Genomic DNA, 15,644 nt, shown 5'->3' with positions numbered 1-15,644 from the left:
AACGAAATGCTGGCCTGCAACTAATATGAAAGAATATGTGTAAACACTATATTGGGGTTATGTAAACCTGCTGTGACGAGAGTTCAGCAGGTTTTTGCTTTATTGCAGTCTTCGTTATTCTTAAATCGGTGTTCCTTGTTCGGTGTTGTGGTTAGGGACGATAGGGACGATAGGGACGATAGGGACAAAGATGTCGCCACTCCGTGGCTGTTGGATTTACGTATAAGCCACGGAGTGGCGACATCTTTGTAGTAAACGAATGATCTTATGAACTCATAGCCACGGAGTGGCGACATCTTTGTAGTAGCTGCCTTTTGGTGTTCAAACGCTGACAGGTCCTCTGGACGCTGTCAGGTTTTCACCGGATCTTTCATTTCACCGCCACGACAGCGTTCGAACTCTCGGATAATGGCAGAATGTAGGTTTCGGAAAAACCTGCCTCTTTAGCCCAACCGTTAAAATCCTCGGCTGAAAAATTATACCCTTCCTGCGTTTCAATAAGCATGTTAAGCGACATCAGGAGTCCAAAGGCGTTCTCTCTTCTTTCATTATCAATAATGCTTTCAATTACAACAAACGAACCACCCGAAGGCAACGCTTCGTAAGCCTTTTGGATCAACCTGATCTTGTCACGTGTTCCCCAGTCGTGCAGAATATTTCCCATGGTTATAATGTCAGCACGCGGAAACGGATCGTTAAAAAAATCGCCGCTCACGACTTCAATCTTGTCAGCCAGCCCCAACTTACTTATATTTTCAAGTGCAATAGGTGAAATGGCAGGCAAATCAAACGATTTGCAGTGAATCTGAGGCTTGCGCATGGTAACCATAGCACTAAGCTGGGCTCCGGCTCCGCCAATATCACATAAGGTTGTGTATTTTGAAAAATCGAATCTTTCAGCAAAAGCAATAAAGTTCCCGGTCTGAGCTCCTCCCATAGCATTGATGAATTCACGGGTCTTTCTTTTATCTGAATAGATCTGTTCAAAAAAATCATAGCCTTCGGAACGCAATTCATTCTGAGGCTTGCCTGTTCTCAGTGCTTCTTCCAAATGATTCCATGAAGGGTAAAGCCTGTTGTTGGCCATTTCGAGTATTCCGCCAATATAGGTAAGCCGGCATTTATCAAGGTATATTTCTGCTTCGGGACTGTTGGCATATGAAGCATTTTCGCGGATGCCCTTTCTCTGAAGAAATCCTAGGGCTACAAGAGTATCAAGGAAATCGTACAAACTTCTTTCATTCAAATTAAGACGGTGCCTGATTTCCTGTCCTGACAACCATTGATTGGCCAGTATGGTGAATAGTTCAATTTTTACGGCAGTCAGAAACGTTTTCGACGCAAAAAATCCCATTCCTACCTGGAAAATTTTTGACGGGTCAACTTTTTTTTCAACCTGAATTTCTCTCGATATTTCCATAGCATTCAATTTAGGGTTAACTATGGCATAACAGCATGTCCGTTTGAATGTTCAAAAAGTTGTAGCCCGATACCCTTGAAGGGTCTGACAAACCTCCAAGGTGCAGGATTGACATGGCTCACAGAAGAATTAGGGACCCTTCAAGGGTTCGACAAATTTGTATATTTTCTCTACTACACCCGTCATTTCTACTTCAGAAAGCATTTTAACAAATGCACTGCCTATAATGGCACCGGAAGCATAGCGGCATACTGTGGCAAACGTGTCATGGTTTGAAATGCCGAACCCTATCAGGGAATGATTTTTAAGGTTATGCCGGGAGATCTTTTCAAAGTAAGCGGTTTGTTCACCCGTAAAACCATTTTTCATACCTGTTGTGGAGGAGGAAGAAACAAAATACAGAAACCCGGAACCGGCATTATCAAGCGCTTGCAGCCTCGCTTCGCTGGTTTGAGGCGATATGAGAAAGATGTTATGCAAACCGGCCTTAATAAAAAATGGTTTATACTCATTTTCATAAACTTCAAGCGGCAAATCCGGCAGGATGATCCCGTCAATACCCACCCTGGCGCAGCTTTGGCAAAACCGTTCCATCCCGTATTGCAGAACAGGGTTCAAATACCCCATTAATAACAGGGGCACCCGAACTTTGCTGCGTATATCCTTTAGCTGTTCAAATAACAAATTCAGGCTCATTCCATTTTTCAGAGCCTTGCTGCTGCTTTGCTGGATCACCGGGCCATCCGCCATCGGATCGGAAAATGGCATGCCGATTTCAATCATATCCACACCGGCTTCAGCAAGTGCCTTAATTATGACAGGCGCCGAATTGAGCTCCGGATGGCCTGCTGTGAAATATACCGATAATATTTCATGTTGTTTTATCTGAAAAAGCTGATCTATGCGATTCATAATGCGATTGTATTGTGTGTGTTCATATATTTTATGTAGGCAGCCATATCTTTATCGCCCCGCCCTGATACATTCACAACCACTACATCTTTTTCCGCAAACCGGATCATGCCGAGTGCCGCCAGGGCATGTGCCGATTCAAGCGCAGGAACAATTCCCTCCAGGCGGGTAAGCAGGAAAGCTGCATCCAGGGCCTCATCATCAGTTGCATATTTGAAAATGGCTCGGCCTGTTTTGAATAAATTCGAATGCATTGGACCGATTCCCGGGTAATCGAGACCTGCCGAAACCGAATAGGGCTCGAGGATCTGACCGTCGTCATCCTGCATAAGCATGGTGCGGCTGCCGTGAATAATCCCCGGATGGCCAAGGACCATTGTTGCTGCTGATTCACCGCTTTCAACTCCTTTGCCGGCAGCCTCCACAGCCACCAGCTTTACCTTTTCACGGTCGAGATAATGATAGAATGCCCCGGCCGCATTACTCCCACCTCCCACACAGGCAATAATGTAATCCGGATCAGGATTTCCTGTCTGTTCTAGCAGCTGAGCCTGCACCTCTTCACTTATAACCGACTGCAGGCGCGCAACCAGGTCGGGATAAGGATGCGGCCCCACAACCGAACCGATTATATAATGAGTATCAACCGGGTTGTTGATCCAATCGCGGATAGCTTCATTTGTAGCATCTTTCAGTGTCATATTTCCGCTTAACACCGGGATCACTTCTGCACCCAGCATCTTCATCCTCAACACATTCGGTTCCTGCCTTTCCACATCGGTTTTGCCCATGTAAACGATGCATTTGAGTCCCATTAAAGCGCAAACCGTCGCTGTGGCCACTCCATGCTGGCCGGCACCTGTCTCCGCAATAATCCGTGTCTTCCCAAGCCGTTTTGCAATCAGTATCTGCCCCACCGTGTTGTTTATCTTATGGGCACCGGTGTGGTTGAGGTCTTCGCGCTTCAGAAAAATCCTCGTCCTGAAATGCTCCGACAGCCTGGCTGCATAATACAAAGGCGACGGCCGGCCCACATAATTTTTCAGCAGGTTTTTGAATTCGCTTATGAAAGAAGGATCTGAAAGTATTTTCAGATAATTTTCACGCAATTCTTCAATATTGCGATACATCATTTCGGGAATAAAAGCTCCGCCGAATTCCCCGTAATAACCCTTATCGTTAACCGAATACTTCATTTTTTGTCGTATTTCCTGTTTAAATTATTTTTCATGAAGGGCATTAATGAACTGCCCGACTTTAATGGCATCCTTAAGACCCGGTGAGGTTTCAAACCTGCTGTTAATATCAACTCCGTAGAACATGGAATGGACCATTTCATTTATCCGCACCGCATCATTCTCCCCTATTCCTCCGCTGAGAAGAAACGGCACCTGTAAAGTGTAACGATCGAGCACAGACCAGTCAAACTGCGTACCCGAACCACCATGGGCTTCTGTGTAGGTGTCAAAGAGAAAATAATCGCAACAATCTGAGTAAGTTCTTATTTTTTTGAAATCAAAATCTCCGCCGATTCCAAAGGCCTTTATTACCATATACCCGGCATTACGAAAGGATGCACAAACGGCGGGCGATTCTGAGCCATGGAGCTGAATCATATGCAGGCCGAAGTCTTCTGCAGTTTTAAGAATAAAAGCAGAGTCCTGGTTTACAAAAACACCCGCCCTTTTTATATCATCCGGTACCAATCCAAACATTTCAGGGTCAGGATCAATGCCAACAAACCGCTTTGATCCGGGAAAGAAAATAAATCCCATCATGTCGGGCCTTTTCGCAGACACCTCCCTGATATTGCCGGGGTCTCTCATGCCACACACTTTAATCCGGATCATCTCAGGATGTAATAAGTTCGACAAAATCGGCAAACGCCTTTGCCGGTTCGGGAGTGCGCATAAAATTTTCTCCTATGAGGAATCCGTTATATCCGCACCCTTTAAGTTTTTTGTAAACCAGCGGCGAAGTAATGCCGCTTTCCGAAATTTTCAGGAAACCGTCAGGTATCTCACAGGCCAGGTTTACAGAAGTTTCGATATCGATTTTAAAGGTTTTCAGATCCCGGTTGTTCACACCGACAATGTTCACATTATTACTGACGTAATTCAGTTCATCAGCATTGTGAACTTCAAGCAGTACCTGCAGGTCAAGCGACCTGGCATAGGCTGCCAGCTCATCTGCCTGTGAACGGCTCACTGCTGCAGCGATAATCAGGATCAGATCGGCTCCTATCGCCCTGGCCTCTGTAATCTGGTATTGATCAATAATGAAATCCTTCCTTAATACCGGTATAGAGGTGAGTTCCCTTGCTCTTTTAAGATCGTCATTGTTTCCTCCGAAAAAATGATTGTCGGTTAACACAGACAAACCCGAAGCACCGCACCTGAAATAGCCAGTTATCACTTCTTCTATCGAACAATCTGCATTAATCATTCCCTTTGAAGGCGACATCCGTTTAAACTCGGCAATTATACCGGTCTTGTCGGGACTCAGAAGACTTTCTGTCATAGGAAGCACCTTTCGCCTGAACAGCTTGCTGTTTTGCAGCCGGCTTTCAGGGAACTTTTTCCTGGCCTCCGTTATTTCCTCTTTTTTAAAGGCAATTATTTCGTCAAGTATTGTCATTATTGCATGGATATGAGATTTTCAAACGACGCGAGCGCTTTACCACTTTTCAGCGATTCTTCGGCAAGCTGCCTGCATGTAGCGGCTGACTTACCGGGATAATAACACATCAGTGCCACCTGTGCGTTGGCCGTCACAACCTGCATCTGAGCTTTAGTACCACAAGCCTTCAGTACATTCAGGAATATGTCAGCTGACTCTTTAACCGTAGATCCTCCGTTGAGCGATTCATGCGTGGTCAGATCGTAGCTGTATTCACCCGGCGATACAATCCGCTCAACCCCGTTAAGGATGTATTTAAAATCGGATGTAAGTGAAATTTCATCATAGCCATCGAGGCTGTGGATGATGGCAAAGCGGGTATCCGATTGCTGGTAGAGGTAATTATAAAGACGGGCAAGGTCGAGGCTGTAAACCCCGATCATTTGTTTTCCCGGAAAAGCCGGGTTGATCATGGGGCCAAGCATATTGAAAAAGGTTTTCACTTTCAGTGCTCGTCGAACAGGAGCCACATTTTTCATGGCCGGGTTAAACAGCGGGGCATGCAAAAAACAAACTCCGCTCTTGTCGATTTCCCGCCGCAATTTATCTCTGTCCACTGAAAATTTATACCCGAAGTATTCCATTATGTTTGATGATCCGCACACCGACGATACTCCATAGTTGCCGTGTTTAGCGATTTTCGCCCCGGCACCTGCCAGTACAAAGGTAGTAAGCGTGGATATATTAAATGTATCCTTACCGTCACCACCGGTACCGCAAACATCCATGGTGTCGAAATCATCAAGGTTTACCCGCAGGCAAAGATTCCTGAGTGCATCACGGAAGCCAGTCAGCTCTTCCACTGTTATGCTTCGCATAAGGTACACGGTAATAAAGGCTGCCATTTCGGATTCCGAATAAATGCCCCCAGCAATTTTAGTTAACACTTCTTCAGCCTCTGATTTTTTCAGGGTTTTGTGCTCAAAAAGGTGATTGAGAATATTTTTCATGATTCAGATTTTACAGGTTAAGCCAGTTTTTCATTATTTCATAGCCATGTTCAGTAAGCACCGATTCGGGATGAAACTGCACACCCCGCACGTCATGCCGCTTATGGGAAATTCCCATGATAGTGCCATTTTCATCCTCGCATGTAATGGTGAAGCATTCCGGCAGATTTTCACGGGTGACTACCCATGAATGATAGCGCCCTGCTGTAAAAGTTACCGGCAAACCACTGAACAACGGTTCTTCTTTGGAAGTGATGGCAACCGGTGTTGCCAGTCCGTGAAAAACCTGCGAAAGATTTGCAAGTGTACCGCCATAGGCTTCACCAATCGCCTGGTGGCCCAAGCACACACCCAGGATACTTTTTTTCTTACCCAGCTCCCTGATCAGGTCAAGGCAGATGCCCGCCTCTACGGGAATCCCCGGCCCAGGTGACAGCAGTATTTTATCGTATTTCTCTGCCGATGCCAGGTCAATCCCGTCATTTCTGTACACATCGGGATAATGGCCGTGTATCCGGTGAATGTAATGAACCAGGTTGTATGTAAAGGAATCGTAATTGTCGATTACAAGAATCTTTTTCATGTTTCAGTGATTAATTGATTTGACCCGCCAGCTCAATCGCTTTTTTCAAAGCTCCCAGTTTGTTGTTCACCTCCTGCAATTCACTTTCCTCGTTTGAAATGGCTACGATTCCCGCACCGGCCTGGTAAAAGAGTGTATTCCCCTTACTCAGGAATGTCCTGATCATGATGGCGTGGTTAAATCTGCCGTTGAAATCGAGAAAACCAATGGCACCGCCATAATATCCGCGATTCTGGTTTTCGTATTCATCAATAAGCTGCATAGCCCTGAATTTGGGGGCACCTGTCAGGGTGCCTGCCGGGAAAGTGGCTGCCATCATATCGGTAATATCTGATGTGGAATTCAGCTGACTCGAAACGGATGAAACCAGGTGGATTACATGCGAAAAGAATTGTACTTCACGGTATCTCTCAACTTCAACATTACCGGCATGGCGGCTGAGATCGTTCCTTGCCAGGTCAACAAGCATTACATGCTCTGCATTCTCTTTCAGATCGGTTGAAAGTTTCTGGGCAAGAACCTTGTCATGTTCATCATCGCCTGTTCTTTTAAATGTTCCGGCAATCGGATTGATGTATGCCTTGCCCTTGTTTATTTTCAGATGCGATTCGGGTGAGGAGCCAAAGATTTTATAATTTCCGTAATCGAAATAAAACAGGTAGGGGGATGGATTGATTGACCGGAGAGCCCTGTATACATTGAATTCATCACCTGTAAACCGCTGTGAAAACTGGCGTGAAAGGACCACCTGGAACACATCGCCCCTGTAACAATGCTCTTTCCCTTTTGTCACCATTTTCATATATTCTTCATCGGAGATATTTGAATTTTCCGATCCGATGGTTTTGAAATTGAAAATAGCCAGGTTGCGGCTGTTCAAAAGGGTTTCAATCCTTTCGAGTTCACTGGGCTCACCATTTATTCGGTTTTCAATAATCTGCAGGTTGTTCTGAAAATGATTGATGGCAATGATGTAGTTGTAGAAGTTGTATTTGAGGTGAGGTATTTGTTGTTCGGGAATTACTCGGTCTTTCAGTTTTATTGTCTCAAAATACCGGATGGCATCATAGGAGGCATATCCAAATAACCCGTTTATAACAGCCCCTGATTGGTCAGCCGACTGTTCGAATGATTGCAGAAAATTCCTGAATCTTTCCTTCAGGCCTGTATTTCCGGTTAATTCAGTTTTAGCAACGGTTCCGTCAGGATAGCTTTCGGTTACTGTTCCGTGATCAGCTTCAAAACCGGCAATGGGTTTAAGGCAAATGAAGGAATAACTGTTCTCATTACCGTGATAGTCGGAACTTTCAAGCAGCAGTGAATTAGGAAAGACATCCCTGATTCGTAAATAAATGCTCACCGGGGTAATGGTGTCGGCCAGCATCTGCCTGGTTTTGGTTTTAATCGTGTATTTTTTCATATCATTTTGATAAAGGGTGACAAAACAAAAGCGGCCTACCGTGAGTACGATAGGCCGCTGCTATATCTTTTAGTGAATACAAAAGGGTGACGGTCTCACGGGTTTATGAGAAAATGGATGTACCACCACCACCAAGTTGTATACGTTCTGTTCATTTATATCCGATTACAATGCAAATATATTACATATTTTTTAATTTCAAAATCAGGCCGCTTTCAACCGGTGCAGGTTGATTTTATCAACCCTTGTCTTAGCATAATCAGCAGTGACAACGAATTCACGGTCCTCTGATGAGGGCTGCTCGAACATAACATCTACCATAATCACCTCGCAAATTGACCTCAATCCGCGGGCGCCAAGCTTGAATTCAACCGCTTTGTCAACAATATAATCAAGTGCCTCTTCTTCGAAGGTGAGTTTCACTTCATCCATATCGAACAACTTTTCATATTGCTTGATGATTGAATTCTTCGGTTCGGTTAGAATGCTGCGTAAAGTTTTCCTGTCGAGCGGATGCAGGTAAGTAAGAATCGGCAAACGCCCGATTATTTCAGGAATCATACCGTAAGCCCGCAGATCCTGGGGTGCAATATACTGCATCAGGTTCTCCCTTTCGATGCGATCGGTTTGCCTTGAAGCGTTATAACCGACAACCGTTGTATTCAGCCGGTGGGCTATTTTACGTTCAATGCCTTCAAAAGCACCGCCGCAAATAAAAAGAATGTTCCGGGTATCAACCGGTATCATTTTCTGATCGGGATGTTTACGCCCGCCCTGGGGTGGAACATTAACTACAGAACCCTCAAGAAGTTTGAGAAGGCCCTGTTGAACACCTTCGCCTGAAACGTCGCGGGTAATTGAAGGATTGTCGCCTTTGCGCGCTATTTTATCGATCTCATCAATGAAGACAATTCCTTTTTCAGCCGCTTCAGTATTATAATCGGCAACCTGCAAAAGCCTTGTAAGAATGCTTTCAATGTCCTCGCCTACATAGCCGGCCTCAGTAAGAACCGTGGCGTCAACTATTGTAAAAGGTACATGAAGCAGTTTGGCGATTGTACGTGCCAGCAGAGTTTTACCGGTGCCAGTCTCTCCGACCAGAATGATATTCGATTTCTCAATTTCAACTTCGTCAGCCTGGTCGCGGCGTGTGATCTGCATTAACCTTTTATAATGATTATAAACGGCAACGGAAATGATCTTTTTGGCATCTTCCTGCCCTATCACGTAAAGATCAAGGAATTTCTTGATTTCCTTCGGTTTTAGAAGCTTTATATTGGTGACGTCAAAAGGTGCCTTTTTCTTTGTTTCCTCCTGTACAATCTCATATGCCTGCTCCACGCAGTTGTCGCATATATGTCCAGATATGCCTGCAATCAGCAAATTAGTATCCCTTTTATCGCGTCCGCAGAATGAGCATTTATCCATTAACGAAAATTTATTCGGTTAAACGATTTTTAACTGTCCAAAGTTAGGAAAAAACAAGACACGTTATTTCTTTTTGGTCCGTTCGAGGATTTCATCGATCATTCCGTACTCCATAGCTTCTTTAGCTGTCATCCAGTAATCGCGGTCAGAATCCTTTTCCACTTTTTCAAGCGTATTTCCCGAATGGTCCGCAATAATTGTATACAATTCTGATCTGAGTTTCAGAATTTCCCTGGCTGTAATTTCAATATCGGTCGCCTGGCCCTGTGCTCCGCCCATAGGCTGGTGAATCATAATCCTTGAATGGCGCAATGCCGTACGTTTACCTTTGGTTCCGGCACAAAGAAGAACTGCACCCATCGAAGCGGCCATGCCTGTGCAAATAGTGGCCACGTCACAGGTTACATACTGCATGGTGTCATAAATGCCCAAACCGGCATGAACTGCCCCTCCGGGAGTGTTAAAATAGATCTGGATATCCTTGCCGGGATCGGCGGAATCGAGATATAAAAGCTGAGCCTGTATAATATTGGCAACATAATCATCAATCGGCAGGCCCAGAAAAATAATCCGGTCCATCATAAGCCTTGAAAACACATCCATCTGGGCTATGTTTAACTGGCGTTCCTCAATGATGGTGGGAGAAATATAACTATTTGTCACCGATGTGAACCGGTGCAGGTTGATGCTGCTGATTCCCATATGACCGGTGGCAAATTTGTTGAAATCCCTTATCAGGTCCATACTCAAAGTTTTACTTAATAACTATAACTCTTATTCAAAAAGTTTGTTGAAATTCTCCAAAGTTATTTCTTTGGTATCAAGTTTTACCGTTTTCCGGATAAAATCAAAAACTTTCTCTTCGTTCAGGCTGTCGATATAACGGTTTCTTTCTTCTTCGCGGTTCAGACTTTCTTTCGCATATTTATCCAGAAGATCTTCGGGCACCTCTGCCAGACCATAATACTGAACAAACTGCTGGCGAATGGCTTCTTTTACATGGGCTACCAAATCTTCCTCGTTGATTTTCAATTCCTGCTCACGTGTAATTTTACCTTTAATCAGCTGCCACTTAAGGTCCTCGGTAAAATGTACAAAATCCTTGTCAACCTGCTCCTGTGTAACTTTACCTTCATTGGTGTGAAGAAGCCATCTTTTCAGGAATTCTTCGGGAAGTTTCCTGTCGAATTTACCAAGAAAATAATCGCGGGCATCTTTTTTGAATTTATAATTGCTGCTGTTTCCCAATGCAGCTTTCAATTCATCGCGAACTTTCTGGCGGAATTCTTCTTCCGATTTCACTTTGTCTTTTCCGTAAGCTTTATCAAACAGTTCCTGGTTTACAGGTGCTTTCTCAAACCTGGAAATTGATTTAACAACGACTTTAAAATCAGGGTTGATATCATTCAGCTTTTCCTTATCGATTTTAAGCAAGGCTGCCAGGTCGGTATCATTTACAAAAGCCTTTTTAACATCAAGAACCAATTCATCCCCTGCTTTCAGCCCTTTGAATCTATCTTTGCTTTCCTGGTCTTTCACAAACTCAAGTGAAATCGTTCCGTCTTCAACTTTTACACCATTCTCAACAGCATTGCCTGAAGCATCCAGCTCGGTCAGATCCGCTTTGATCATTTCATTTTCAGAAATTACATCGGTGTCAGCAAATGAGCCATAGCGGTTCGTCATCCTGTCGATCTGCTTGTTCACTTCCTCATCATCCACTGCTATATCATATAATGGCAGAACGTCCTTATCACTGATTTCAAGTGTGAGGTCAGGGGCAAGTCCAAGATCAAAAACGAATTCAAATTCAGTATCGGTATCCCAGTTAATGTTAAGAGGATGAGCTTCATTTGGCAACGGTTCGCCTAAAATATTAAGCTTTTCGTCTACAAGGTACTTGCTAAGTGACTCAGCCAACACCTTATTTATTTCTTCAGCCAGAACCGGCTTGCGGTACATCTTATTTACGAGCCCCTGGGGAACATTACCCGGCCTGAAACCATCAAATTTGGCTTTCCTGCGGTAGTCCTTCAGAATCTTATTCACTCTTTCCTCGTAGTCAGGCTTTTCAATTTTAATCGTTACTACTGCATTCAGCTCGTCAATACTGTCTTTTTTAATATTCATCAGTTTCAATTTAATAATTCATTTCTCAACCTTCCGGTCTAAGTAAACTACAGTGCGGATGAAGGGACTCGAACCCCCACGCCTTACGGCACAAGATCCTAAGTCTTGCGCGGCTACCAATTACGCCACATCCGCGTAAATTTCGCGCAAAGATACCACTTTTTAATTTTCATGAAAATAAATTGGAAATACAATTTGATAATCTGTTTGTTGTCTGCATGAAATGAACTATTTCCGCACTTATGTGCTACTATTGGAAGAAAAACATTATAAGTAAGGAAAGATTGCCATATTTTTGTAACTAATTAAAAACCAGCCATGAGAAAAATAATATCCATTCTGTGTCTGAACATTGCCGTCTTGTCGTTAACAGCACAACAGGTTTTCGTTTCAGACAGTCTTACAAAAAAATGGGAAGCCAAAGGAGAACTCAAAGTTCCGGAATCCGTTTTTTATGATAACCTCAACCAGGTTATATATGTTTCAAACGTAACAGGTGCCCCTAACGAAAAAGATAATACCGGTTTTATCTCCAAACTTTCAGAAGATGGTAAAATAATCTCTGCGCAGTGGATAAAAGGATTGAATGCACCCAAAGGAATGGGCGTAATAAGCAATCTCCTCTATGTTTCTGACATTGACAGGGTGGCTGAAATAGATATCAAAACCGGGAAGATTAACCGTATGATTCCGGTTCAGGGCGCAAAATTCCTTAATGATATAGCAACAGATGCACAGGGCAATGTATATGTTTCCGATACTGAAAACAAGACAGTTCATGTGATCAGGCAGGGAAAGGCTGAATTACTCGTGAAGGATGACAGGCTGAAGGGCATCAACGGATTGTATATGGAAAAAGGCAATTTGCTGGCAGGCCTCGAAAACAGCATAGTTATCATTGACCCTAAAACAAAAGAAATCAGCGATTACATTCCGAATACAGGATCAGTTGACGGACTTGTGCCGGATGGTAAAGGCAACTATATTATTTCGGACTGGCAGGGACATGTGAGCAGGGTTGGCAAAGGCCAGGGTAAAAAACCACTGCTTGATACGACACCGGCCAAAGTAAATGCCGCTGACATAGAATATGTGGTTACCAAGAAGTTGCTTCTTGTTCCTACATTTAATGCCAATTCAGTGGTGGCTTACGAAATAAGGTAAAACGTACCTGATCAGATTTTAATCAGCTCATATTTTCTTTCACCAAGACCTATTTTTTGGCCATGTGCCAGTCCTGATTCCCAGTGCACATTAGGGTGGGTCATTGTGAATTTGTCATGACCGCTGTGATCATGGGCGCTATTCTTATACACCCTGCTGCCCGGCATAAGAGGTGCCTTGATGACCAGATCAACACATGCCTGGTCAAGGGCAACCGGATCAAAGGAGGCTGCGATGCCGATATCCGGAACCAGCGGATAATCATTGAAATTCCAGCAATCGCAATCAGGCGATACATCAAGAATAAAATTGATGTGGAATGAAGGCTTATCTTTTAAGACGGCAGCAGTGTATTCTGCAATCTTGCAGTTCGACAATTCCGAAGCGTTTTCCCAAACCACCTGGGCACTGTCGTACTGGCACACTGCCACACATTGTCCGCACCCGATACACCTTTCATAGTCGATCACAGCAATTTTATCACCACCAACTGTAATGGCTTCCTGAGCGCAGTTTTTAACACAGATTTTACAGCCTGTACAATTTTCTTCATAAATCCGTGGAGCTGAAGTTGAATGCAATTCCATTTTACCGCCCACGGCCGCACTTCCCATTCCCAGGTTTTTCAGAGCCCCACCAAAACCGGTAAGTTCATGCCCTTTAAAATGGGTCATTGAAATGATCACATCGGCATCGGTAACGGCCTTACCAATTTTAGCCGTTTTACAAAATTCCATATTCAAAGGTACTTCATCGTAATCAAGGCCTTTGAGCCCATCAGCAATGATCACCGGACAATCCACAGCCAGAGGGTTAAACCCGTTTTCCCAGGCCGAACGCAGGTGATCAACGGCATTGGACCGGCGGCCCGAATACAGCGTGTTGGCATCGGTAAGGAACGGTTTTGCGCCTTTGCTTTTGAGGTATTTAACCACTGTAGCGGCAAAGTTGGGCCTTAAATAGGCAAGATTCCCGGGTTCGCCGAAATGGATCTTAATTGCAGTCAGCTTTTTATCAAAATCAATCGTGTCAATACCCGCCTTTCTCATCAGGATTTCAAGTTTGCGCTGCAGGTTCATTGTTGCATTCGCACGGAGATCTGTGAAGTATACTTTTGACATTGGAATGTTTGAGGTTTCAAGTTTGAGGTTCGGTGTTCGGTGTTCAGTGTTCAGTCACCAGTCACCAGTCACTAATCACTAATCACTAATCACTATTTTAATCGTAAATCGTAAATAAATTTCTACCGGAGTTCAAAGTTTTTTCCAAGATATACCCTTCTCACCTGCTCGTCTTCCGCGAGTTCCCGGGCCGTTCCGGCTTTGAGAATCTCGCCTTCGAAAAGAAGATACGCCCTGTCGGTTATCGATAACGTTTCATGGACATTGTGATCGGTAATCAGGATGCCAATATTTTTATTTTTGAGTTTGGCCACAATTTCCTGGATATCTTCAACTGCAATAGGATCAACCCCGGCAAAAGGCTCATCGAGCAGTATAAAATTCGGTTTAAGGGCTAGAGCGCGTGCAATTTCGGTTCTTCGCCTCTCTCCTCCTGAAAGTTGAATGCCCAGGCTCTTTCTTATTTTTTGCAAACCGAATTCATTCAGCAGCGACTCAACACGTTCTTTCTGTTCCTCTTTTTTAAGATTGGTCATTTCAAGAACAGCACGGATATTATCTTCCACGCTCAGCCTGCGGAAAACTGAAGCTTCCTGGGCAAGATAACCGATGCCTTTCTGTGCACGCCGGTATACCGGTTCGTAAGTAATTTCCTCATTGTCAAGGAAAATTTTACCTGAATTCGGTTGGATAAGTCCGACAATCATATAGAATGATGTGGTCTTTCCGGCACCATTCGGCCCTAACAGACCGGCAATTTCACCCTGTTCCACTTCAAAGGACACATCCTTAACCACGGTCCTGGTCCGGTAACGCTTTACAAGGTTTTCTGTCCTTAATTTCATAATTTATGCCTGATAATTATCCGGCCAATGCAGCCTTTTCCTTTGCCTTTTCAACACGTCTTGAAAGGATAATACCGATTTCATACAGTAAAATCATCGGCAAAGATACCATAAGTTGGGTAAACATATCCGGAGTGGGTGTTATGATACCCGCAACAAGCAAAATAACCACAAATGCATGACGCCTGTACTTTTTCAGAAATGAAGGCGTTACCAACCCGATCTGACTCAGAAAATAGATCAGCATGGGAAGTTCAAAGAGTATCCCGCTTACAAGCACAATGGATGTAACCAGTGATACATAAGACGAGAGTGTAGGTATATTTTTTACAACTTCACTTACCTGGTAATTGTAAAGAAAATTGATTGAAAAAGGGGTAATCAGATAGTAACCAAAAGTAATACCAAGCACGAAAAGGAATGTAATGTAAAAAACAGCTCCTGATGCATGTCGGCGTTCATTCGTATATAAAGCAGGCTTTATAAAAAGCCAGAATTCATAGAACAGATAAGGAAAACCCAATGCCAGACCGGCGATGAGACTTATCTTAATGTGCGAAACAAATTGTCCGGCCACCGCTGTATTTTGTAAAACAAGAGGCTTTTGATTGATGAGCAGGTTCATGTGCACTTTCTCTCCCACCCAGGCCAGCATGCGGTTGGTCCAGAAATCAGCCCTGCTGGGCCCCAACAACAAAGTATCAAAAAGAAAATTTTTAAAAACAAATGCGGCAATGGCAATCACTATAATTGCAATTACTGACCGGATAATGTGCCACCTGAGCTCTTCGAGGTGTTCAAGGAACGTCATTTCCCCCTTTTCTTGCGCTGCCATGTGAAAATCTTAACCTTTTAGGACGAATGTTAATAAATTTTAAAATGCTTTTTAAAGCTTAGCGAAATAAGAAAAAAAATATTAATTTAGTTTACAAATGTATTTAATATTTTGAAATTGCCTTCAATCAGGCGATTCGTGCCTTATGTACAATCCG

Annotated in this window: 15 protein-coding genes and 1 tRNA gene; 1 reads left to right on the top strand and 15 read right to left on the bottom strand. The window is 43.8% G+C overall.

Annotated elements, in window-relative coordinates:
* Positions 1-370 precede the first annotated feature (370 nt).
* The 12 genes from VK179_11125 to VK179_11070 form a co-directional block, all read right to left on the bottom strand.
* Entirely contained in the window at positions 371-1,420 is a 1,050-nt protein-coding gene (locus tag VK179_11125; GenBank protein HLO59286.1) for a methyltransferase, read from the bottom strand.
* Positions 1,421-1,549: 129 nt separating this feature from the next.
* A complete protein-coding gene (gene trpA / locus VK179_11120; GenBank protein HLO59285.1) occupies positions 1,550-2,332 on the bottom strand; it encodes a tryptophan synthase subunit alpha in 783 nt (260 codons plus the stop codon).
* The gene (trpB, locus tag VK179_11115; GenBank protein HLO59284.1) at positions 2,329-3,528 is read right to left on the bottom strand and encodes a tryptophan synthase subunit beta; all 1,200 of its coding nucleotides are present in this window, start codon (positions 3,526-3,528) and stop codon (positions 2,329-2,331) included. The genes trpA and trpB overlap by 4 nt, the downstream gene beginning before the upstream one ends.
* Positions 3,529-3,552: 24 nt before the next feature.
* The gene (locus VK179_11110) at positions 3,553-4,182 is read right to left on the bottom strand and encodes a phosphoribosylanthranilate isomerase (protein HLO59283.1); all 630 of its coding nucleotides are present in this window, start codon (positions 4,180-4,182) and stop codon (positions 3,553-3,555) included.
* A gap of 1 nt (position 4,183) precedes the next feature.
* Positions 4,184-4,969 (bottom strand): indole-3-glycerol phosphate synthase TrpC, encoded by a 786-nt coding sequence (gene trpC / locus VK179_11105; GenBank protein ID HLO59282.1) that lies wholly within the window; start codon positions 4,967-4,969, stop codon positions 4,184-4,186.
* Entirely contained in the window at positions 4,969-5,961 is a 993-nt protein-coding gene (gene trpD / locus VK179_11100; protein HLO59281.1) for an anthranilate phosphoribosyltransferase, read from the bottom strand. Before trpD ends, trpC begins: the two co-directional genes overlap by 1 nt.
* 10 nt (positions 5,962-5,971) lie before the next feature.
* Entirely contained in the window at positions 5,972-6,544 is a 573-nt protein-coding gene (locus VK179_11095; GenBank protein HLO59280.1) for an aminodeoxychorismate/anthranilate synthase component II, read from the bottom strand.
* Positions 6,545-6,554: 10 nt separating this feature from the next.
* Entirely contained in the window at positions 6,555-7,964 is a 1,410-nt protein-coding gene (locus VK179_11090; GenBank protein HLO59279.1) for an anthranilate synthase component I family protein, read from the bottom strand.
* 204 nt (positions 7,965-8,168) lie between these two features.
* Positions 8,169-9,392, bottom strand: a complete 1,224-nt coding sequence (gene clpX / locus VK179_11085) for an ATP-dependent Clp protease ATP-binding subunit ClpX (GenBank protein ID HLO59278.1) — start codon at positions 9,390-9,392, stop codon at positions 8,169-8,171.
* A 63-nt stretch (positions 9,393-9,455) separates the two neighbouring features.
* The gene (gene clpP / locus VK179_11080; GenBank protein HLO59277.1) at positions 9,456-10,136 is read right to left on the bottom strand and encodes an ATP-dependent Clp endopeptidase proteolytic subunit ClpP; all 681 of its coding nucleotides are present in this window, start codon (positions 10,134-10,136) and stop codon (positions 9,456-9,458) included.
* A gap of 30 nt (positions 10,137-10,166) precedes the next feature.
* Positions 10,167-11,522: a trigger factor gene (gene tig, locus VK179_11075; GenBank protein ID HLO59276.1), complete on the bottom strand. Its 1,356-nt coding sequence runs from the start codon at positions 11,520-11,522 to the stop codon at positions 10,167-10,169.
* Positions 11,523-11,575: 53 nt separating this feature from the next.
* Positions 11,576-11,657 (bottom strand) — tRNA-Leu (locus VK179_11070).
* Between the two features lie 183 nt (positions 11,658-11,840).
* Between VK179_11070 and VK179_11065 the strand changes: the two genes are divergently transcribed.
* Positions 11,841-12,686 carry a hypothetical protein gene (locus VK179_11065; protein ID HLO59275.1) on the top strand — a complete coding sequence of 282 codons (846 nt, stop codon included), beginning with the start codon at positions 11,841-11,843 and terminating at the stop codon, positions 12,684-12,686.
* Positions 12,687-12,697: 11 nt separating this feature from the next.
* Here the strand turns inward: VK179_11065 and VK179_11060 are convergent, their stop codons facing one another.
* The 3 genes from VK179_11060 to tatC form a co-directional block, all read right to left on the bottom strand.
* A complete protein-coding gene (locus VK179_11060; protein HLO59274.1) occupies positions 12,698-13,807 on the bottom strand; it encodes a DUF362 domain-containing protein in 1,110 nt (369 codons plus the stop codon).
* 122 nt (positions 13,808-13,929) lie between these two features.
* Entirely contained in the window at positions 13,930-14,652 is a 723-nt protein-coding gene (gene lptB, locus VK179_11055; protein HLO59273.1) for an LPS export ABC transporter ATP-binding protein, read from the bottom strand.
* Positions 14,653-14,668: 16 nt separating this feature from the next.
* Entirely contained in the window at positions 14,669-15,487 is an 819-nt protein-coding gene (gene tatC, locus VK179_11050) for a twin-arginine translocase subunit TatC (GenBank protein ID HLO59272.1), read from the bottom strand.
* Between the last annotated feature and the right edge of the window lie 157 nt (positions 15,488-15,644).

Source organism: Bacteroidales bacterium (genome assembly GCA_035299085.1).
GTDB lineage: Bacteria > Bacteroidota > Bacteroidia > Bacteroidales > UBA10428 > UBA5072.
The sequence above is the reverse complement of the archived record's forward strand: the minus strand, read 5'-3'. Positions and strand labels throughout refer to the sequence as shown.